Origin of the sequence: Sinobacterium caligoides (genome assembly GCF_003752585.1) — a bacterium.
Classification (GTDB): domain Bacteria; phylum Pseudomonadota; class Gammaproteobacteria; order Pseudomonadales; family Sinobacteriaceae; genus Sinobacterium; species Sinobacterium caligoides.
This window is the reverse complement of sequence record NZ_RKHR01000003.1, coordinates 1,307,548-1,328,437: the sequence shown is the minus strand read 5'-3', so window position 1 is coordinate 1,328,437 and position 20,890 is coordinate 1,307,548. Positions and strand designations below refer to the sequence as shown.

Annotated in this window: 16 protein-coding genes; 9 read left to right on the top strand and 7 right to left on the bottom strand. The window is 51.6% G+C overall.

From position 1 onward, the window contains the following. The first annotated feature begins 43 nt into the window (after positions 1–43). The 7 genes from EDC56_RS05915 (at position 44) to EDC56_RS05890 (ending at position 6,697) form a co-directional block, all read left to right on the top strand. Positions 44–1,252 (top strand): glycine C-acetyltransferase, encoded by a 1,209-nt coding sequence (locus EDC56_RS05915; RefSeq protein ID WP_123711551.1) that lies wholly within the window; start codon positions 44–46, stop codon positions 1,250–1,252. 11 nt (positions 1,253–1,263) lie between these two features. Beyond that, positions 1,264–2,289: an L-threonine 3-dehydrogenase gene (tdh, locus tag EDC56_RS05910; RefSeq protein ID WP_123711798.1), complete on the top strand. Its 1,026-nt coding sequence runs from the start codon at positions 1,264–1,266 to the stop codon at positions 2,287–2,289. Positions 2,290–2,393: 104 nt separating this feature from the next. After that, on the top strand, positions 2,394–3,785 hold the full coding sequence (locus tag EDC56_RS05905; protein ID WP_123711550.1) for an MATE family efflux transporter: 1,392 nt from the start codon (positions 2,394–2,396) through the stop codon (positions 3,783–3,785). A 241-nt stretch (positions 3,786–4,026) separates the two neighbouring features. Then, positions 4,027–4,197 carry a hypothetical protein gene (locus tag EDC56_RS19570; RefSeq protein ID WP_162844094.1) on the top strand — a complete coding sequence of 57 codons (171 nt, stop codon included), beginning with the start codon at positions 4,027–4,029 and terminating at the stop codon, positions 4,195–4,197. A 197-nt stretch (positions 4,198–4,394) separates the two neighbouring features. Continuing rightward, complete coding sequence (locus EDC56_RS05900; protein WP_123711549.1) at positions 4,395–5,024, top strand: LysE family translocator; 630 nt, start codon at positions 4,395–4,397, stop codon at positions 5,022–5,024. Between the two features lie 102 nt (positions 5,025–5,126). Then, the gene (locus tag EDC56_RS05895) at positions 5,127–5,423 is read left to right on the top strand and encodes a hypothetical protein (RefSeq protein WP_123711548.1); all 297 of its coding nucleotides are present in this window, start codon (positions 5,127–5,129) and stop codon (positions 5,421–5,423) included. 260 nt (positions 5,424–5,683) lie between these two features. Further along, positions 5,684–6,697 (top strand): hypothetical protein, encoded by a 1,014-nt coding sequence (locus EDC56_RS05890; RefSeq protein WP_123711547.1) that lies wholly within the window; start codon positions 5,684–5,686, stop codon positions 6,695–6,697. Positions 6,698–6,842: 145 nt separating this feature from the next. Here EDC56_RS05890 and EDC56_RS05885 read toward each other — a convergent pair whose 3' ends face one another. From EDC56_RS05885 to EDC56_RS05855, 6 genes are all read right to left on the bottom strand, one after another. Continuing rightward, positions 6,843–8,981, bottom strand: a complete 2,139-nt coding sequence (locus EDC56_RS05885) for a hypothetical protein (RefSeq protein ID WP_123711546.1) — start codon at positions 8,979–8,981, stop codon at positions 6,843–6,845. Between the two features lie 99 nt (positions 8,982–9,080). Next, entirely contained in the window at positions 9,081–11,672 is a 2,592-nt protein-coding gene (locus tag EDC56_RS05880; protein ID WP_123711545.1) for a TonB-dependent receptor, read from the bottom strand. 558 nt (positions 11,673–12,230) lie between these two features. After that, positions 12,231–12,617 carry a hypothetical protein gene (locus EDC56_RS05875; protein WP_123711544.1) on the bottom strand — a complete coding sequence of 129 codons (387 nt, stop codon included), beginning with the start codon at positions 12,615–12,617 and terminating at the stop codon, positions 12,231–12,233. An 878-nt stretch (positions 12,618–13,495) separates the two neighbouring features. Next, positions 13,496–14,233, bottom strand: coding sequence for a VPLPA-CTERM sorting domain-containing protein (locus tag EDC56_RS05865; RefSeq protein ID WP_123711542.1), 738 nt, complete (start codon positions 14,231–14,233; stop codon positions 13,496–13,498). A 516-nt stretch (positions 14,234–14,749) separates the two neighbouring features. Further along, a complete protein-coding gene (locus tag EDC56_RS05860) occupies positions 14,750–15,061 on the bottom strand; it encodes an MGMT family protein (RefSeq protein WP_123711541.1) in 312 nt (103 codons plus the stop codon). Between the two features lie 122 nt (positions 15,062–15,183). Continuing rightward, the gene (locus EDC56_RS05855) at positions 15,184–17,766 is read right to left on the bottom strand and encodes a response regulator (protein ID WP_148059330.1); all 2,583 of its coding nucleotides are present in this window, start codon (positions 17,764–17,766) and stop codon (positions 15,184–15,186) included. A 99-nt stretch (positions 17,767–17,865) separates the two neighbouring features. Between EDC56_RS05855 and EDC56_RS05850 the strand changes: the two genes are divergently transcribed. Both EDC56_RS05850 and EDC56_RS05845 read left to right on the top strand, forming a co-directional pair. Then, positions 17,866–18,225, top strand: coding sequence for a DUF3302 domain-containing protein (locus EDC56_RS05850; protein ID WP_123711539.1), 360 nt, complete (start codon positions 17,866–17,868; stop codon positions 18,223–18,225). Further along, on the top strand, positions 18,225–19,184 hold the full coding sequence (locus tag EDC56_RS05845; RefSeq protein ID WP_123711538.1) for an HlyD family secretion protein: 960 nt from the start codon (positions 18,225–18,227) through the stop codon (positions 19,182–19,184). The genes EDC56_RS05850 and EDC56_RS05845 overlap by 1 nt, the downstream gene beginning before the upstream one ends. 514 nt (positions 19,185–19,698) lie before the next feature. Here EDC56_RS05845 and EDC56_RS05840 read toward each other — a convergent pair. Continuing rightward, on the bottom strand, positions 19,699–20,889 hold the full coding sequence (locus EDC56_RS05840; protein WP_123711537.1) for a urate hydroxylase PuuD: 1,191 nt from the start codon (positions 20,887–20,889) through the stop codon (positions 19,699–19,701). Between the last annotated feature and the right edge of the window lies 1 nt (position 20,890).

Genomic DNA, 20,890 nt, shown 5'->3' with positions numbered 1-20,890 from the left:
TACTATGTGAGGCTATATCACCAATGCATAAGAAGGCCCAGACATGACGAACCCTCTCTTCGATCAACTCTCCGAGCAACTCACTGAACTGAAAGAGCAGGGCTTATATAAGAGTGAACGTGTGATTACGACGCAGCAGCAAGCGTTGATCAATACCGTTGACGGTTTTCCGGTGCTCAACTTCTGCGCGAATAATTACCTGGGCCTGGCGAACTCACCGGCACTGATCGAGGCCGGTAAGGCGGGTTTAGAAAAAGACGGTTACGGCCTCGCCTCTGTGCGCTTCATCTGCGGCACGCAGGAGGTACACAAACAGCTAGAGGCGAAGATCACTGACTTCCTGCAGATGGACGATACGATTCTGTACTCTAGCTGCTTCGATGCCAATGCGGGGCTGTTCGAGACGCTACTTGGCCCCGAAGATGCGATTATCTCTGACGCCTTGAATCATGCCTCGATCATTGACGGTGTGCGCCTCTGCAAGGCCAAGCGTTATCGCTACGCCAACAACAACATGCAGGAGCTCGAGGCGCAGTTACAGCAGGCGGTTAAAGACGGTGCGCGACATAAACTTATTGCCACCGACGGCGTGTTCTCGATGGACGGTATCATTGCCGATCTACAATCGATCTGTGATCTTGCCGATCAATATGGAGCCTTGGTGATGGTCGATGACTCCCACGCCGTGGGCTTTGTCGGCGAGCACGGCCGTGGCTCGGCAGAATACTGTGGTGTCTCGGATCGCGTCGACATCATTACCGGTACATTGGGTAAGGCGTTGGGTGGTGCCTCGGGTGGTTATACCAGTGCCCGCGGCCCTATTGTCGAGTGGTTGCGTCAACGCTCACGCCCCTACCTATTCTCTAATACGGTTGCCCCAGTGATTGCTAATGCCTCGTTGAAGGTGCTCGAGCTGGTCGAAGAGGGGGCGGCACTGCGTCAGCACCTCAATGATAACTCGGCACACTTTCGCGAGCAGATGCAGGCCGCAGGCTTCACGCTAGCGGGCGAGGGCCACGCGATCATTCCGGTGATGCTCGGCGAAGCGGCTGTCGCTGCCGAGTTTGCCGAGCGCATGCTCGCCGAGGGAATCTACGTGATTGCTTTCAGCTTCCCCGTGGTACCGAAGGGGCAGGCACGCATTCGTACGCAGATGTCTGCTGCGCACTCGACGGCCGATATCGATCGCGCTATCGCCGCCTTCATTAAGGTGGGACATGAAATGAAGATTATCCCGGAGGCGTGTCAGTAATGGCAGAGACAATGAAGACGCTAACCAAGGCGAAGCCAGAACGCGGCATCTGGTTGCAGCAACAGCCAGTACCAGAGTGTGGCCATAACGACATTAAGGTCAAGATTAGCAAGACGGCGATCTGTGGCACCGATATGCACATTTATCACTGGGATGAGTGGTCGCAAAAGACCATCCCGCTGGGGATGCATGTCGGCCATGAGTTTGTCGGCACGGTGGTGGAGATCGGTATCGAGGTGCGTGGCATAGAGATAGGCCAGCGGGTTTCTGGCGAGGGGCATATCACCTGTGGGCACTGCCGTAACTGCCGTGCCGGTCGTCGCCATCTGTGCAACAACACCGTCGGTGTGGGTGTTAACCGTGATGGTGCCTTCGCGGAATACCTGGTTATTCCGGCGAGTAACGCCTTTCCAATTCCCGATGATATCAGCGATGACCTGGCAGCCATTTTTGACCCCTACGGCAACGCTGTTCATACCGCGCTGTCGTTTGATTTGACCGGTGAAGATGTGTTGATTACCGGTGCAGGCCCGATTGGTATTATGGCTGTCGCCATCTGCAAGCATGTCGGTGCGCGCCACGTGGTGATTACCGACGTCAACGAGTACCGTCTAGAGCTAGCGCGTAAGATGGGCGCGACGCGAGCGATCAACGTCGCCAACGAGAGCCTAGAGGATGCGATGAAAGACATCGGCATGGTCGAGGGCTTCGATGTTGGTTTAGAGATGTCAGGTAACGGGCGCGCCTTCGAGCAGATGTTAGCGTCGATGAATCACGGCGGTAAAATATCGCTGCTCGGCATTCCTTCCGCCGATACCGTCATCGACTGGAATATGGTGATCTTCAAAGGACTGATCATTAAAGGCATCTATGGCCGTGAGATGTATGAGACCTGGTATAAAATGGCGGCGATGATTCAGTCGGGGCTTGACCTAACACCGATCATTACCCATCATTTCAATATTGATGATTTTCAGCAGGGCTTCGATGTTATGGCCTCGGGGCAGAGTGGTAAGGTGATCTTAGACTGGAACTAAACTATCTCAATGTAGAAAAGGCCGCAGCTTTCTGCGGCTTTTTTATTGCCTATCAATAAAAAAAATGTAGCGTCAAGGATGTTAGCAATGGATAACGAGTCAGTATGACAATAAAAGAAAATATATTTCTAACGGCCTCAATTTGGCAGGTGTTTTATAAGACGGCGACACCACTGGTGCTAGTGATGTTGGTCAGCGGCTCGTTTAGCTTGTTCGATGCCTATTTTGTAGGGGTCTACGTTGGCGAGGAGGCGTTGACGGCGGTGACGCTGATGTTCCCGGCATTTATCCTGATTGTGGCGTTGTCAACACTACTGTCGAGTGGCTTTGCGATTATGTATGCCCGCTTGCTTGGGCAAAGGAACTTGCATGAGGCGAAGTGTGTTTTTGCGCAGTCGAATACCTTGTCTATTATCGTGAGTTTTTTATCCGTGGCGATATTTGCTGTATTCGGTGCAGACTTCGCCCGCAGTGTTGCTAACGGTTCCGAGCAGGTGGCGAGAATGGGCTATCTCTATATTGGTATCACATTTTTATTTACTCCGGTGCAATTCATCCTTGGCAATAATTTCGCCGCGTTACGCTGTGAAGGGAAGTCGTCTACCGCTGCCGTATTTTCGATCGCCTCGGTGGCTTTAAATGTTATTTTTAATTACCTCTTGATTGTCGTGATGGGGTGGGGGGTGGCGGGATCCGCCTTGGGTACAGTACTTGCTCAAATGACTTCGCTAATGATTATCGCCTGCTACAAGAGCACTCATCGTTACCTGCCGTGTCGTTCAGTGCTGGCGCTCTCCGCCCAGCGTGATCACTGGTGGTCTTGCTTACGGCTGGGCGCGCCCAGTAGCCTTAATTATGTCGGTATTGCCCTGGTGTCGATGACGGTTATTTACTGCTTAAAACAGCTGCAGCTAGACGACTACAACACCACAGTGAGTGCCTACGGTATCGTCACCCGAGTCATGACGTTTATCTACCTCCCACTCCTAGGCTTGGGGTTGGCATTGCAGACTGTCGTTGGGCATAACTTTGGCGCTAGGCAATGGCTGCGCATCAATAGCAGCATCAAGTTGGCACTACTGGTTACCTTTCTCTATTGCCTAGGCTTTCAAGGTATTATCTATATGCTCAAAGCGAGTCTAGGGCTGTGGTTTGTCGATAATGTTGATATTAGTCGCGAGGTAGCTAACATCCTGCCTAAGTTGATGTTGGTGTACTTCCTTTTGGGGCCGAGCATGATGTTGTCGATTTTCTTTCAGTCGATTGGTGATACTCGCAGGGCGATGCTGTTGAGTTTGGCAAAGCCTTATCTGTTTAGTCTGCCCCTTACTATCATTTTGTCGTCATGGTTTGGTGTTCTGGGGATATGGTATGCAGCACCTGTGGCTGAAACCCTGTCATTATTGTTGATTGTTGGTGTGCTCTATTTTCGCTCGCGGCACAGCGAGCATACGCTGGGTTTGTTTTATAGCGATAAAGCCGAGGTGATGAGATAGCCTGCAGTCGCTAGCGGCTTTTCTCTCCTTTACTGTCTTTTATTACCCCCCCCCCCTCTCTGAGGGGTGGTTGGCCCCACCTGCTGCCTTATACACTGCTTTACATCGTAGTTCATAGGCAGCTTATAGAGTCGACGTCACAGTGTCGGCATGCGTAGCCCGCTGAGAACGGTATTAATGTCTTAGATGTCCAGCATGGTGGCCGCGATCGGTCTGCTCGCTGCCAGAAGAAGGGCTTATTATGAAAGTTAAGCTAACAAAAGTAATTCGAAAGAAAGCAGATCCTGACACGACGGTCACCATTGCCTGCTTTCATCTCCGTCATGAGCACCCCCAGTTGGTAGGGCCTGAGCAAGACGCTAGTAAAGAGAAGCTCACTGCCAAGACAATAAAAAAAGACGAGCCAACATAGCTGCTGCTCTCCTCGCGATACAGTTATTCATGGCGCGCTGGTTGGGCTAACGATTATCCGTCTGTAGAGTGGCAAAAACTTGATGATAGCTAATGAAATGATGCCTAGCGGGTGTAGGGTGGCGGTTTTAATTGGCTGCGATTATGGGGCGGTAGTTAATCGTTCGGCGTAGCTATGCTGTGATAAGGAGTGGTTCGATGTTTGGGGTGACCGATCTGTGGTTGTTTATTGTCTCAGGGCTTGCGTTCAGCATGATACCCGGACCGGATTCGCTCTACGTCGTAGGGCGCAGTGCCAGCCTAGGGTTTCGTGCAGGATCGGTGGCCTCGTTCGGGATTGGCTCTGGCACCTGTATTCACATTCTCGCTGCCGCCTTTGGTTTATCGGCGCTGCTATCGGCCTCTGCGATGGCGTTTACCGTGGTGAAGCTGATTGGTTGTGCCTACCTCTTATACATTGGCCTCACGATGATCTTTTCCAAGGGTGATCGGGCTGAGAATAAGCCCGTCGTGAGTAGCAATCCGTCGCTACTCAAGGTCTATTCGCGAGGCTTCTTGACCAACACTCTGAACCCTAAGGTGGCACTTTTTTTCTTGGCCTTTGTGCCGCAGTTTATTCCGGCAGCGGCACCCAATAAGATGTTGGCCTTCATCTTTTTGGGGCTTATTTATAATATGATTGCGATGCTGTGGTGTCATTTTCTGGCTTGGTCTTCCTCTTCAATCGGCGGTAGATTAAAAGACAATAAAAAGCTGACAAAGATCTTCACTCGTTTGACCGGCAGTTTGTTTTTGTTCTTTGGTGTTAAGCTGGCGCTGAGCAAGTAATACACACTTGCGGCGGCCTGCAATAGCAGTCCTGTGTCGGTCGACGGTGTGCTGCTATAGTAGGGGGACCGGTTAACGCTATGGCTTTGTGGGTGTCTGTCGATGGGTAAAAGAGTGCTGATTATCTTCGTTGTTTATCTGCTATTAGGCTGTGCCTCGCAAGAGTCGCAGCGCTGCCCTGGGGGGCAGGTTGAGGCGCTGACAACGGAGCAGATTAATCGCCTGGAAGCGGTGGCGTTAAATCATCACATCGTATCTAGCTGTGTGACGGAACAGCTGACCGAGCGACGTGAACAGCTGTGTGCAGCCTGTCCGCAAGCCTGCCAGCCGGACGTTGCGCCGATGCTAAGTTATTCGCAGTGGCTGGAGATTTACACACACTGCACGGTCAAAGACTGATCTTCCTCTCCTGTTAATAGTCATAGCTATTATGGCTACCGCTTGATCTTGCTCTTTCGCATTGTGTTGTAGAAATCTTTTATCCCCTCAGCCGATTCTTCCAATAAAACTCTATCATCCGATTTTATCGACAAGTTGACCCTGTCTGAAGTGATACGTGGTGCTTATTTTGCTTTATCTATAGTGCTAGATGCTTATGTCACCAGATATTTTCTGTTAAATTACGCCTCGTTTTATCGCTAATCCAGGAGGGTTTTAGTATGACAGAAATAAAAAAACGGCTGGTCGGTGTGGCAACGGTGTTGATCGCACTCCCCGCCTTATTGCAGGCAGAGCAAGTCCCCGAACGGTTTAACGCGATCGGTGTCGAGGTTGATTATAGTCCGCATGGGCTGTGGAATAACGCATCAAGTAAGCGGGGATTGGAATATAATGGAACGCCCGTATCCTACCCCGGCGCGCCATGGCAGCAGGTCAGTGTGGCCTATAATGACACGGTGCAGAAGCTTGGTAACAGTGACTATCACCAGTGGCGAATACAGGTGCCGGCGGTCGCGCACTCCGGTGGCTCGGGCTTCGGTGATGTGGGCTCGACGGCGGTGTGGAACGCCGGCGACTTGAGAGTGATGAAGGAGGAGAGCTGGCACAAGAATCGGCGTATGATGAAGGTCGATATCATGGTCAGTAATGAGTCGGGTAAAGACATCACAGACTTCTATTTCATGCACGCTTTGGACCCTGATCAAGACGCCTCTGCAGCGGCAGAATTCAGGACACTCAACGATGTTGTGCCCTCACAGAACTTCGCCTTTAGTCTCGGCCTCGTGCGTGGCCTAGTCGCTAGCTACGGTATCTGTGACAACCACAAACAACAGGTTGGCCACACGGCCTGGAGCACGCGCCCGACGGCAGCACTGCTCGACCAGGAGCTGGCCTATCGCGATGACACCATGCACCTGCGCCATCACGAGGCGGTTATTCCTGCCGGCGAGACGGCGCACTTCTCTTTTATGTTTTACTTTTCCAGTGATCTACAGAGTGCCTACCAGGATTACAAAACTCACCTCGGTGCGATCTGTGAACGTGAGAAAATTGTCGCCTCAGCCAATAACGCTTCGTCGATGGTTGAGCAGTTATTAACAGAGAGCCGCGCCAAAGATGCCGATTATATCGCCGCACGGGCGACGCTGTTGAGGGGAGTGAAGAGTGCCGAGGCGGCGAGGGCAAAGGGCTTGAAAGTAGGGGAACCACGCTCTTCACAGAATTATTTGTAGGGGAACTAGACTCAAATCGTGTAGAACTGCCAGTTTTAGAAAAGGTTCAAGTCCTTAGTGTTTCGCTGGAATTCGCTTTCGAGCAACAGTAGTTAGAGAAAAAAAAACCGCCTCTCGGCGGTTTTATTTCGACCAGAGCTTTGCCCTAGAAAGGCGTTGTTTGTTCGAGCTCTATAACCTCTTCTTGCATTGCGGTATCGATAGTCATAGGGCAAGACTCACCAGGCGCTGCGGTAGCAATACGTGTGGCCCTATAGTCCAATGTCACCGGTACAACAATAGTCAGTTGTGTCCTAAAGCTAAAGGATGAGTCATCGCTTGCACGATCGTCGTTAGAGATGTCGGGAGCTGCCCAGAAACCGTCGCCATACCCTTCTATAGCACCTGGCTTCAACTGTCCGGAGTTAGGGATCACGATGCCTTGTTCATCTTTTAGCATGCAAATAGCTGAATTACCCGGATTTGGGAAAAGTGTAGGATCATTTATGTCACGCAATTCTTGGCAATTACGGAAGTTCATCGCCTGGCCTTTTGTACGATCATCTTCATCGCTCAAGTCAGCTGTACGATCTAAATTTTCAAAGTTGACGTAATACTCGGTCTCAAGGGTCACATCCGCCGCTGCTATTGTTACGTCTGGGGCGACATCCACGCAGTTTGGATCGTTGCTATCGCTGCAATCAACACCGTAATATGTTACTAGAGCGGATGGATCTAAAAAGACAAAAGCGCGGTGAAAGCCTCTTATATTTAGTGTTTGTTTGTAGCTGTCGAAGCTCGCATAACCCAGCCCATGTGCCGTGGCGACGTTATCTAGTCCCTCAGCCATAACGCGCCCTTCGGCTTGCATAGAGTAACAGATGTTTCTGTCAGCATTATCGCCGCAGAGGTTGCCGGAGCTAGCCTTTTGATTACTCGGCTCGACCTGTTCTGCGGGGCAGTCGCCGTCAGAATCTTTGTATTCGCTTGGGTTTAGCGGGAAGAGGTCGCGAGAGTTCGGTACAGTATCAAAATCGTCATCGGCGCAGTGCTTGCTGTATTCTTCCTGGTTATCAATGATAGGAACACCGTTCCCGTCGAGTGCACCGGGGTCGCATATGTAGGTCACATTGGGATCGTATGGTGCGTGATCGCTCTCATCACCGCAGAAGTTACCCTCGATGGCGTCGTTATCGCGCAGGTTACAATCACCATCGCTGTCCAGCCACTCCTTGGGGTTGTTGGGGAATGTATCGAGGGCATCCGAGACATAGTCGCCATCACTATCTTCTAGGCCACCCAGTGCCGGGGTTGCGTCAGGCGTGGCAATATCTTTATCAAACGAAATGCCGGGGGCCAGCTCGGCGGCTTCTGAAACCAAAATATCGGTGAGTTCGCTGATGTAGCGATCTGTATTGGGGATTTTTAACCTTTCCGGTTGTGTGCTGATCGCGCTTTTGAGTTGCTCGATGGAGGGCATGCCTTCGGCCTCTAGGGAGGAGCCGAACGACAGACCATCAACAGCCTCGTCCGCGAGGTCGCGGGCGATAAGTTCGAGCAATTGGTCGGGAGTACTACCGCTGCTGTCTTCGAGTAGCAAGAGAATAGCAGTAAAGGCCTCGCTAGCGGTGCGGTATTCGAGGGCGCTTTGGCTGTTACCACTATCTACAATTAGAGGTGCCTCGTCGAAGATCTTGTTGGCATCGACTAAACCAAAGCCAAAACCAGAAGCGGTAAGCGCTGTCGCTTTAACGTAAGCTTGACCGAAGCTAGCCTCAGGGTCGTTTTCGAGAATGTTTGGTATTAAGGCAACAGCCAGTGAGCTGAGCGGTGTCGCGTAGACGGGGCTATCTTTGCTGTATTCTCGGCCAGTGATTAGTGTTGATAGGGTCTCGATAGAGGGGGCTTCTTCAGTGGTTGTAACGGTGCCGCCGCTGGTCTCTACGAGGAAATATTGGTTGAAAAATTCTTCATCACCGCTGCCTTCAGGTATTACGACATTGGAGAAGCGTGCCTGTTCATCGGTTGTGCCGGTGGCCAGCGCCTCTCCGGTTTTTCTACCGGTGCTGGTGTCAAAGGCATAGACCTTGACGGTTGCGTTGATCATCGGCCCTTTTACCGAAGAACCCTGTAAAGACTGAGCGCCACTATTGCTATTGGACAAGTCAGGAGGACTATAATCATCGGTGCCGCCACCGCCACCACAGCCCGAGAGCAGGGCGGCGCTGACGGTCGCTGCGATTAGTGTTTTTTTAAGATTGAACTTGCGAGCTTGGCAGGGCGTAGTTTGATTATTGTTGTTCATCGCTATTCTCCAAAATATTTATTGAGAGCTGCTAAGTTTATTTTTATATTTTTTGGCTCGGCGCCACTAACGTAACGTTGGTGGCGCGTGAGGCGACTTTTACTCAAAGTTATACGATAAGTCGATGCCGAAGGTGCGTGGCTCGCCATACACGGAGCCGCTAGTACGAGAGACACCAACCAGAGGTACGCCACCGACTAGGTAATCATCGACGTTGGTTAGATTTTGCCCCCACAGTGTCATCGTAGTGCGTTCGTCGGGGAGCTGCCAAGTGAGCCTAGCATCGAAAAAGGTTGCAGCGTCAGAGGTGATATGCTCTTGCACAATGAAGCTCTCACGGTCGAAGCCATGATAGATCTCCGAGGTATAGCGAGTGATCAAAGAGGGGATGATGGTGCCGAAGCTCTCGGTGTAGATGAAGAAATCGGCGGCTAGGAAGCCGGTCCACTCCGCGACCCGAGGCATCGGTTCATCGGCGCGGTCTATTTGAACCGTGCCTAGCACGGGGTCTTTAAAGTCGACGAGATACTCTTTGTAGTCGGCGTCGGTGTAGGCGAAACTGGCGGTTAAGCGCATTAACTCGTGGGGAATGATGGTGAATTCGCCCTCTACGCCTTGGATAATAGCCTGCCCGGCATTTTCTACCGCAGGTAGGGGGATGCCAAGGTTATCGGGTATCACCGTGGTAACTTGAATATCACTGTAATCGGTATAGTACATCGCCATGTTTGCGCGGACCATACCGTCGAAGGCGTCGGCCTTAACACCGAGCTCGTAGTTCATGACGTTTTCAGGTTCAAACTGCCCCATGTCTTTCATGCCCGTGCTGTCATTCGTGGTGTTACCGACCACAACACCACCTGAGCGGAAGCCCTTGCTAACGGTGGCGAACATCATGCCCTCGTCGAGGTAAAGTGTTTCTAGAATGCTGTCAGAGGCACGCATTTTTACGCTGAGGCTGGGTGACCAGGCGCTGTCTGTACGGCTCTGTGAACTCTCGCCGAAAAGACCGATCTCACGATCTTCAAGGTTGCCGTTGCGGTTGGCATCATAGCCGTACTGCCATTGTGTCATCGGCGTATTGCCGGCAGCGCTAAACGGGTGGATAGTATTTTGGATTGAGATATAGTTGCTGCAGCCACCGCTAGGACAGTAGCTACCATTGCCAATGCTCGGAAGATAAACATTACCCTCGTGATAGGTGGTCTCACGCTCTTCTTCGGTATAGCGAAGTCCGAAGGTGATTTCGGAGAGCTCGGTCATGTCAAAGCTGACTTGAGAGAAAACTGCCCAAGCGGTGTTTTTAGTCTCTCGCTCGGTGAGGTCGGACTGGGCGAGCACGGTTTCAAACTTTGTGGGATCAATAGTGTTGGTGTTATCGATATATGAAACGTAACTTTGCAACCAGTCATCATCGGTTTCCTCAAGCGAGGCGAATAGGCCGAGCGTGCCCCTGAGGCGGTCGTCCATAGCGCTACCGCTGAATTGAAACTCCTGCGTGTATTGATTGGTTTGGTTGGCGATGGGCTGAACGCGACCAATCAGTGCCGCTGCGCTACCATCGAGATCCTCATCGGCTTTTTGCTCCACCTGGCGGAAACCGGTGATCGATTTAAAACCGAGATTGTAGTCCGAGTATTCTGAGAGATCCCAATCGAAGGTGAGGCCGACCATTTTGGTATCGACTTCATAGATACTCTGGCGGAATATACCGCTCTCATTGTTCAGCTCACTGCGGAACTGGTCCGTATCAAGGTCGCCGCCACCCTCCTCACAGTGCTCCTGTGAGCTGGTGCTGCTATTAGCGTTGTAGATAAGTTCTACTGCCGATATGCCGTAGCCTTTCTCTGCTAACTCCTCGCCATAGAAGCTACAGCGCTGGCCGCGTGATTTTTGTCGTGTCTTTGTTGCTGCGAGTAGTAGGTCGGCACGCAGGGTGTCAGACACCTCCCAGCGCAGTTGACCCATCGCCATCTGACGATCATCATCGTTTAGTAGAGTGCCATCTTCTAGGTTCTCCATATAGCCGTCATTTTTGGTTTGGGCCAATGTAAAACGGGAGAGAAGCTTATCGTCGACCAGTGGTACGTTGAGGGTACCAGAGACATTCTGTCGACCGAAATTACCTAAGGTCGTTTCAACGTGGCCACCGAACTCTTCATGTGGCTTCTTGGTGGTGATCACGATAGCGCCACCGGTGGTGTTCTTGCCAAATAGGGTGCCTTGTGGTCCACGTAGCACCTGCATTGAGGCGATATCGGCGGCATCGAGAAGGGCGCCTGGCGCTCTGGAAGAGTAAATGCCGTCAATGTATGTGCCTACAGCTGAGTCGACGGTGACTTTGGTCTCACGCTGACCCATGCCGCGGATATACGGGTTGCTCTCACCCTTGGTGCCGTTACCGCCGCCACCCATGTTTAGGCCCGGCACGACACCCTCGAGATCTTTGACGCTATCAATACCTAAAGACTTCAGTGCTTCGCCGCTGAAGGCTGATACGGTGACCGGTACTTCTTGCATAGACTCTTCGGTCTTACGCGCTGTAACAACAACTTCTTCTAATGCGAAGCCCTCTCCTTTCTCCGCGAACGCAACCGGGGTCGTCAGTGTAGAGGCTAGAGCAATTGAAATCGCGAGGGTGCTTGGGCGTAGGTGTGGTGGCAACTTCCGCTGGCAGATAGACCGCGTCATAGTATTCTCCGGGTATTATTATTCTTTTGTCTGTTTTATTAGTTTTTTACTTTTGGGGCAAATTATTATTGTTGAGAGCCGCGCCCAGTAGGTGACGCCTCTATTAAAATCATAATCGTTGTATATAGCTAGAAAGTTCGAAAATCTTTACATTGAAATATTCGGCCTGAGAATATTCCATCACTTTACTCGCCTATATCACGTTTGATTAAGCTGAAAATAAAAGCAAATCACATAACGATCAAAAGCATAGGCTGTTTTTTTAGATAAATAGAAAATATTGTCACCGATGGTAACTTTTTCACTCAAATGGGGGGGGAGTTGAAGACAGGGAAAGACTGCCGGCTGTCGATCTTTTTTACAGGTCTTTGTCGGTAAGCGCGTTATATCTCGACCTGAGTTGTTCGATTTAGGTAAGGCGCGCTTAAGAGGCGCGCGCTACTCTTTCAGTTTAACTAATAACTATTGGTTAAGCGTTAGTTTGTCTTGCGACGGCGGGTGACACCGCCTAGACTCAGTAAGGCTGAGCCAAATAGCCAAGCAGCACCTGGAATTGGCCTAGACCCTCCCCCCCCCCTCGTAGCCCTCTAGGGTGATCGACAAGATATCCAGAGTAGACATGAAGTTAGGGGTGTTTAAGTCGATAGAGGCAACGATAGTCAGCTTATCGCCGTCTATCGAAGGGTTGCCAAGAAAACCACAAGGATTCTGGTTGTTGTCAAAGTCGTTAAAGGTAACGCTACCATCATAAGTGGCGCCATCGTTAGAGTCGTTGCTTGAGCTGCCCCACTCGTAAGTCAGTACAGCATTGCCGTCTGCATCTTGGCTAAGAACAGAGAGGCCAACGCCGGTCTGGTCTGCGAAGCTGTAGGTGCTGTCATCTGCATAGGTCAGTGACGTGCAGGCCGAAGAAGTTAGCGGTATTGGTGGTGAAGTCGTTGTCAACGGTGAAGCTGAAGTCGGTCAGGGCTAGTACATCGAGATACATATAGTATTCGATGGTTAGACTACCTGTGAACTGGTGTCCTCGAAACCAGTTTGAACGCCTTTTACAGCCTCGATGCTGTCTATATAAAGCGCAAGTCCAGATGTTAGGCCGCTGGCTTGGCTAGATATGGTGATGAGAGTCGCCGTTAGTAAAAATCCTTTCATTGTATTTTTGTTTTATTTTTTCTGGGCGTTCGCTTTGACGTTTTTTTGCTTAACTATATTGGTAATAGTTATGCCAGGCGTGCTTTTATTTCTTGTTTTCTTGTTTTCTTGTTTTCTTGTTTTCTTGTTTTCTTGTTTTCTTGTTTTTATGGTTTTTATGGTTTTTATGGTTTTTATGGTTTGAGTGGGTGTTTTTTGCGATGGATTTTGTTGTGTTAGGGTTTTAGGTTTGGTGATGTGAGTTTTCTTTGTGTTCTGCAATGGCGTATATAAAGTCGTTGCTGGTTTTTTTAATCTTTTGGTAGTGCCTTCCTCCTAGACGACTGCTGCTTTTATGGTGTCACGTGGTTAGAAAAACCCCCTATTGTAAAGTGTCGCACCTTGGTCTGTGCTACTTATTGAGAATCATTGGGTTGAAGACAGAGGAATTAAAGAAACGGGAGGCTAAGTTTGTAAGCAGCCCTGTCACTTGCTGATAAGTGTTGGGTGATTTAACGTGTTTGGCGCTGGATGATATCGATAAGCTAATCGATGGAGAGTTGTTACTAAGTAGGGTGGGAGGAATCGTGTGAATGAGAATATAGTAAGAGAGCAGATCTTGAACGCTGAGTGCAATAAAAAACGCGCCAATAGGCGCGTTTTGGTGCTTAACCTAGCTTAAGTGCTAAGAATTAAGCGGCTTTGCGACGGCGAGCGATGCCACCTAGACCAACGAGAGCAGAACCGAACAACCAAGCGGCGCCTGGAATTGGCGTCTCAACAGTCTCTACTTCCATAAAGCTGTATGTTGTGGTGCTGAGGCCGTTAGCTAGACCAGTGCCTTCTTCGTAACCCTCTAGCGTGATCGACAGGATATCCAGAGTAGACATGAAGTCAGGGTTGTTCAAGTCGATAGAGGCAACGATAGTCAGCTTAGCGCCGTCCATCGAAGGGTCGCCGAGAAGATCACAAGGGTTCTGGCTGTCGTCAAAGTCGTTACAGGTAACGCTGCCGTCATAAGTGGCGCCATCGTTAGAGTCATCTACTGAGCTGCCCCACTCGTAAGTCAGTACGGCATTACCGTCTGCATCTTGGCCAAGAACAGAGAGGCCAACGCCGGTCTGATCTGCGAAGCTGTAGGTGCTACCGCCGGCATAGGTTACGTCAGTGACGTGCAGACCGAAGAAGTTAGTGGTATTGGTGCTGGTGAAGTCGTTGTCAACGGTGAAACTGAAGTCGGTCAAGGCAAGTACGTCGCCACTCATATCGTCTTCGATAGTCATGCTACCCGTGAAAGAACCGTTCTCAAAACCGCTCTGATCGCCTCGTGATGCATCAACACTGATGATCTCACCTGTAAGGCCAGCTGTTAAGGCGCTAGCTTGGCTAGAAATGGCGGCGATGGCTGCTGCTAGTAATAACTTTTTCATGTTTATTATCCTTCGAGTAATCTCGATTGGGTATGGACGTTTGCTGAATAACAATGCTCGGTCCAAGCCTTATATAATGATTATTATTTTTATACCGTCTCAGACTGCACCTTTCGCATAGAGACGATTCGATGTTACAAAACGCTCAAGCTTCCGGACTGTGCCTGTACGTAACACTATCCAAATATGATGCCATGTTTTTATTTTTGTTATAAAACAGCTTGTTATCTTTCTGTTCGGTTTTAACTCGAATGAGAAGTGATTTTTATTGATATTTCGACGTGAAAGGGTGTAAAAACCTTCGTCGTTATAGCGTTGTGAGCTTGGCAAATAGGCGTCAGACTTGACCGATAAGTAAAAATGGCCTTTTTCTAGGTGACAGCAAAGTCTCGCCGTAGAGCGGAGTCACTTAGTGACATGGCAATCAAAAATAGGCAAAGAGAAGGTTGTAAGTTTTACCGACGAGAGGCTGTTTTGAGCCATTATTTTGTACAAATGCGATTTTTTTCGGTGGGGTTATTGCGCTGCCCAGCGTTTTTTTAACCATTGGACCTTGTTATTTTTGACGATCAATCCTTCCTCTTCTAAGGCTAGGCGCTGACGGTGATAACTCAGGCTGTCGCAGGGGAAGCTGATTTTCCCTTGTGCGTTGATGACTCTGTGCCAGGGAATACGGCTCTCTTCGGGTAAGGTCTTGAGTACATAGCCGACGAGCCGTGCTTGGTTCGGCAACCCTGCGAGCCTAGCGATATCACCATAGCTGCTAACGAAGCCGCGAGGAATGGCGGCGACAGTGCTGAGGATCTGTTGGCGGTACTGCGTATTCATAGGCGATGTTAAGTAAAGGCTGGCAGGTCATGTTAAGGCGGGGCGTTTATTCTACCTGATGGATGAGAGAGTTATTAGCAGGAGTGAGTAAAAAGCGGCTGCTAGAAGGGCGATTAAAAAGACTAAGTGAGTTGGAGTATCCCCCTGATCGTGTTGATGAAGCAGCTACCCTCTAGTGGACGTGATAGGATGAGGTTGCTGCCGGCCAGCCAGTGCTCGTCTGTTTGCTGTTGGTTACTGTTGCTGCAGATGGTGATGATTGGTAGTTGCTCCTTGCTGTAGTGGCATCGAATCGTGCGGATGGCTTCCAGCCCGTTAACGACAGGCATCTGGCTATCCATCAAGATCAGATCGAAGTGGTGACGATTGATCAGCTCGACCGCTTGCTGTCCGTTGCTGCAGACGGTATAGCGAATATGATGCTCGCGCAGTAGGTCGGTGATGAGTTGCTGATTGACGGGCATGTCATCGGCGACGAGACAGTGTGCCATCGATAGTGCGGTCGGCGTCGGTGGTCTGGCAGCGCGAGGCTTACTACAGGGTTTAATCGGATAGTTGAAATGGAACTGACAGCCACAATCATGCCGTGATAGATCGTCGTCGCTATCGTGAGGGATTGTCGGGTTGGGGGTAAAGTGTAGCTGCCCACCGGCAGCATCGACGAGACTCTTCGCGGCAAACAAGCCCATTTTTAGCCCACCTTGGGTGCTTTGACTGTTGTTGTAGACCCAGTCGAAGATGGCATTTTGATGCTCGACAGGTAGGCCACAACCAGTATCGGTGACATAGAAAGTCAATTGGCAATGGTCACGGTTTTCGGGGGAGCTGAGTGAGGCTAAGAGGTGGATCGAGCCGGTATGGGTGTGGCGGATGGCATTATCGAGCAGGATGGCGAGGACGCGCATGATGTTGCCGCGGTCACCGAGAAAGTAGCCGCCTGCTGTCGCTGCGATCTCACTGTACCAGGAGAGGCCCTTTGCTTCGGCACGCTGTTGAAACTGTTCGCTGCACTCCGCCATCAGCGCACTACAGGTGAACAGTTGCTGGTTGCTGGTAAAATTTTTGTTGGTAATTTCTCGAGCGTCTAGCAATTGTACTGAGAGATTGATGAGCTTGGTTTTGGCTTGTTGGTATTCGCGATACTGCTCATCGTCTGGAGTGACGGCGATGAGTTTATCGACGGCGCGGGCCAGCGAATGAATGGGGGCCTGAACCTGGTGGCTGAGCAGGGTGAGGAAAGTGTCCTTGGTGCGCGTGACCTCGATGACCTTGTCGTGTTGAGTCTTCAGCGCTTGTTGCTCGTTGCGTAGTCGTGCCAGTAGGCGATTGTAAGCCTGAGCGATAGTGCCAACATCGCTGTTGGGAGCGACGGTGAGAGGGGCGAGAGGGGTGTCGCCGGTGCTCTGTTCGTGGACGGCGGTCAGTAGCAGAGTGAGATCGCTCTTGGCGTTGTGTTCGGTGATGTTGAGGCCGAGATGCTCAGCTTCGGCGGAGACACGTAAGGGGAAGAAGCGGTTGATGAGCGAGAGTAAACTAAAGCAGCTGAGAAACGACCACCCCAGGCAGGTGAGCAGGCCGATCACTTGGCTACCGAGCGCCACCTCGGCGGTGGTGGCACTCATTAGAATCCCGGCACTGCCACCACCGAGGTGAGTACTGATGGCACTGACAGGGTCATCGATCCGCAGCTGAATCAATAGCCGGTGGATGATGAACATGGTGAATACGCCGGCCAAGGCGAAGAGTACCGCCGCGTTGGCGTCGATCAGGTTGGTGCAGGCGGTGACTGAGGCGAGGCTGGCGATTAAACCGTTAATCATCGATAGGGTGTTACAGGGGCGTCGCTGTATTAGGTCGAGCAGCAAGGGGGTGGTGATGCCGATGCTGGCGGCCAGTAGGGTGTTGATAATGATTTGGCCGCTGACGGTCTCCAAGGTGCCACTGCTGCCACCGTTGAAACCGATCCAGCCAATGAGCAGAAACATCGCACCGAGCGTCGCCAGCGGTAGGTTGGAAGGCGACGGTGGCCGGTAGCCTTGTTGGCGATCGAAGACGCCACGCCGGGGGCCGATGACGAGGGCGGCGGCGAGGGCGCAACTACCGCCGAGGGCGTGTACGACGGCGGCACCGGCAAAGTCGAAAAAGCCGAGTTGGGCCAGCCAGCCACGGGGGTTCCAGGCCCAGTGCGCATACAGCGGATAGACGATGATGGCGACGATAAGAGATAACACGAGATAGGCAAGAAAGTGCATTCTCTCTGCCACCGCGCCGGAGATGAGGGTGACGGCGGTGGCGCAAAATAGCGACTGATAAATAAAGAAGCTGCTGTCGAACAAGGTCGTGAACTGGGGCAGGCCAAATAACTCGCCAGCGCCGAACCAGCCATTACTCTGCACCGAATAGATGAACGCGTGGCCGAAGCAGGCGTAGACGAGGATGACGAGAAAAAAGTCGGCAATATTTTTGATCGCGACGTTGATGGCGTTTTTGTGTCGCGTTAGGCCCGACTCCAAACAGAGGAAGCCGGCCTGCTGCAGCATCACGAGCAGGCTGCAGAACAGTAGCCACAAAGAATTAATTAATGGTTGTTCCATGATGGCGGTGGGCCCAAGAGACAAGCTAAGCTTAATTTTAGCAGCCAGGCTGATGGCAAATGACGGGTTCCATGAGCGTGCTGGCCGCTGCTTAGCTAAGAAAGTCAACAACTATATGATTTTATAAAGATTGCCTGGCTTATTGCATTTGGCTATAGTGTTAGATATTTAATTATTAAGCTTTTTTTTTGAAACGAACGGAGTAGAACTATGCTCGAATACTTTGCCCTTGTGGTGTTATGTCTTGTGGCACTGGTGCTCTTCTATGGCATCATTGTGCTGCATGACATCCCCTATGAGATCGCTAAACACCGTGATCACCCACATCAAGATGCTATTCACGCGGCGGGTTGGGTCAGCCTGTTTACGTTGCACGTACTATGGCCGTTTCTGTGGATATGGGCAATGTTGTATCGTGAGGACCGAGGTTGGGGTTTCGGCCATCACCCTGGTCAACCATTGCCACAAAGAGTGGCGGAGTTGGAGCAAGTCGTAGAGAAGCTACAGGCTGAGCTGGTCATTTTGTCGGGTAGTAACGCTGCTCAAGTTTCGAGCGAGGAGCGTGGCTGATGGAAACATTAATAATACTGACTTATACCGCGATCTGTGTCGGTGTATTCAAGGCCTTCCGCATCCCTCTCAACAAGTGGACGGTACCGACCGCGGCGCTCGGTGGCGTGGTGCTGGTGGGGACGATGGTGTTCGTGATGAATTTCAACCATCCCTATTCGGAGATTACCCGTGAGTACTTTGTTACCACACCGATCCTGCCAGAGGTGCGTGGCAAGGTGCAGAGTGTCGAGGCAAAGCCCGGGGTGCTATTGAAGAAAGACGATGTCTTGTTCACCATCGATCCAGAACCGTTTCAGCTGGCGGTGGATGACTTGGCGGCACAGTTCGAGGTTGCCAATGCCGATGCGAAGCGTGCCGAAGAATTACTGAGGCGTAAGCTGGGCAGCCAGCGTGACGCCGATAATGCGCGTGGCCGAGCCAATAGCTTGGCGGCGAAACTGGCCTCTGCTAAACGTGACTTGCAAAGCACTCAGGTACGCGCCCCGAGCGACGGCTATGTGCTGCAGGTGGCGGTTCGCCCAGGGGTGATGGCGGTACCAATGCCATTGCGACCGGTGATGATCTTCCTGCCCGTCGAGGAGATGTATCTGATCGGCTGGTATCGACAGAACAACCTACAGCGCTTAGTGGTGGGCAACGAGGCTGAGGTGGCTTTCGATTCGATCCCCGGTCGTGTCTTCAGCGGTGTCGTGGCCTCGGTACCACCCGGTATTCGTCAAGGGCAGGTGCAACCTTCCGGTGAGTTGATCGATCCGGGTTTGGCGCCAGCGCCGGGCCGGGTAGCCGTGCTGATTCAGATCACCGACGAGCGTTTTGAAGATTATCGGCCACTGATTATCGGTGGTGCCTACGCACAGAGTGCCGTCTATAGTGAGCATGCTGAGCATGTACAGATCATTCGTCGAGTGATTCTACGCATGAGCAGCTGGTTGAATTACTTCTTCCCCTTCCACTAGTTAGTCATCACTACCGAGGGCGAATCCCTCGGTAGTTCTTTTCCTGTTCTATTCTCTATTTCCTATTCTCTATTTCCTATTCTCTATTTCCTATTTCGGCGGCTCAGCTATCTCGTTAGGCTTGTTTCGCTGACGCGCTGACGCGCTGACGCGCTGACGCGCTGACGCGCTGACGCACTGACGCACTGACGCACTGACGCACTGGTCGGTAGGTTAATGCGAGGAAAGGTCGTGAGGCGTGAGGAATAGAAAGGAGTGAGGAACGCAAGGCGGCATTGAGGCGAGCAAGAATAGTGACTGGTAACGATCGTGATTAGTATCGCCTCGGCCGCAGCACTAGGCATTAATTTCAGACACAAAAAACGGGCTCCGAAGAGCCCGCAAAAAACGCGTCGTGTGCCGTGAAGAACAGAGGACGCTACACCTGCATAAGTGTAGGGGAAAGGCCACGAGACCTAATGGGGTAACACTCAGCGCAGAAGCAGGTGGCTACGCCGAGGTTTTCTAACCGTTATTAGTCGAGCTTGGCACCTTGCTGGATCCACAGGCCGACAGTAGCGCGTTCTTCATCGGTCATCTTGGTCATGTTGCCGAGAGGCATGTCATGGCTGTTGATGGCGCGAGCCTGAATACGCGGTGCCCACTTCTTGATCAGGTCTGGTGTGTCGAGTTTGACGCCGCCCTGAGCGGTGGGGAACAGGGTGGTATGGTCAGAGTGACAGGCGGTACAGCGATCGGCGATGATGGTATTCACCTGGCTGAAGCTCACCTGGTTGGCGTCTTTGGCGACGGGTGCAGGACGAGGCGGAGCAATCGCAATCAGCAGCGCGATAAACAGGGCGCCGGAGATCACTAGAATGCTCGGCTTAGAGATGCCCTGGTGCTTAAGGTTAAAGTAGTGACGAGCATAGGCGGTGATCGCACAGATGGCGGCGAGTATTGCCCAGCCGTACTGGTGGCCGTAAGTCATCGGGTAGTGGTTGCTGATCATGATGAACAACAGCGGTAGTGTCGCGTAGTTGTTGTGGGTCGAGCGCAGCTTGGCGTTGAGACCGTGGCTGGCATTCGGGGCGGTGCCCTTGGTGACCGCATCAACAAGTGCGCGCTGTGCAGGCATGATGCCGTTGAAAACGTTGCCGGCCATGACGGTACCGATGAGGGCGCCGACGTGCATGTAAGCACCGCGATCGCTGAACACCTGGCTTAGGCCATAGGCCATGGCAGTGATGTAAGCGAGGCAGATAAGACCGAAGGCTAGGCCGTATTCTTTCAGCTTGGTGCGGCAGAGAATCTCGTACAGCAAGAAGCTACCGATCAAGCTGCTGAGGCCGATCAGGATGGCGGTACCCTGGCCGATATCCGCCTTGCTGCGGTCGATCAGGTAGGTGTCGGCGCCGAGATAGAACATGATGCTGAGTAACAGCATGCCGGTAATCCAAGTCGAATAAGCCTCCCACTTGAACCAGTGTAGGGTCTCAGGCATTTTTTCCGGAGCTAGCTTGTACTTGGCAACTTCGTAGAAACCACCGCCGTGGATGGCCCATAGGTCACCGCCGATGCCTTTTTTCTGTTTCCACTCGGGTGGCTTTTCCAGATTGTTATCCAGCCAGACGAAATAGAACGATGCACCGATCCAGGCAACTCCCGTGATGACGTGTAGCCAGCGCACGATTAAATTTAAACAATCGATGATGTATGCATCCATA

Coding starts and splice junctions, on each gene's coding strand:
- EDC56_RS05860 (WP_123711541.1), bottom strand. CDS start 15,061: ATGAATACGCAGTACCGCCAACAGATCCTCAGCACTGTCGCCGCCATT.
- EDC56_RS05865 (WP_123711542.1), bottom strand. CDS start 14,233: ATGAAAAAGTTATTACTAGCAGCAGCCATCGCCGCCATTTCTAGCCAA.
- EDC56_RS05840 (WP_123711537.1), bottom strand. CDS start 20,889: ATGGATGCATACATCATCGATTGTTTAAATTTAATCGTGCGCTGGCTA.
- EDC56_RS19570 (WP_162844094.1), top strand. CDS start 4,027: ATGAAAGTTAAGCTAACAAAAGTAATTCGAAAGAAAGCAGATCCTGAC.
- EDC56_RS05895 (WP_123711548.1), top strand. CDS start 5,127: ATGGGTAAAAGAGTGCTGATTATCTTCGTTGTTTATCTGCTATTAGGC.
- EDC56_RS05880 (WP_123711545.1), bottom strand. CDS start 11,672: ATGACGCGGTCTATCTGCCAGCGGAAGTTGCCACCACACCTACGCCCA.
- EDC56_RS05850 (WP_123711539.1), top strand. CDS start 17,866: ATGCTCGAATACTTTGCCCTTGTGGTGTTATGTCTTGTGGCACTGGTG.
- EDC56_RS05890 (WP_123711547.1), top strand. CDS start 5,684: ATGACAGAAATAAAAAAACGGCTGGTCGGTGTGGCAACGGTGTTGATC.
- EDC56_RS05845 (WP_123711538.1), top strand. CDS start 18,225: ATGGAAACATTAATAATACTGACTTATACCGCGATCTGTGTCGGTGTA.
- EDC56_RS05900 (WP_123711549.1), top strand. CDS start 4,395: ATGTTTGGGGTGACCGATCTGTGGTTGTTTATTGTCTCAGGGCTTGCG.
- tdh (WP_123711798.1), top strand. CDS start 1,264: ATGAAGACGCTAACCAAGGCGAAGCCAGAACGCGGCATCTGGTTGCAG.
- EDC56_RS05885 (WP_123711546.1), bottom strand. CDS start 8,981: ATGAACAACAATAATCAAACTACGCCCTGCCAAGCTCGCAAGTTCAAT.
- EDC56_RS05905 (WP_123711550.1), top strand. CDS start 2,394: ATGACAATAAAAGAAAATATATTTCTAACGGCCTCAATTTGGCAGGTG.
- EDC56_RS05915 (WP_123711551.1), top strand. CDS start 44: ATGACGAACCCTCTCTTCGATCAACTCTCCGAGCAACTCACTGAACTG.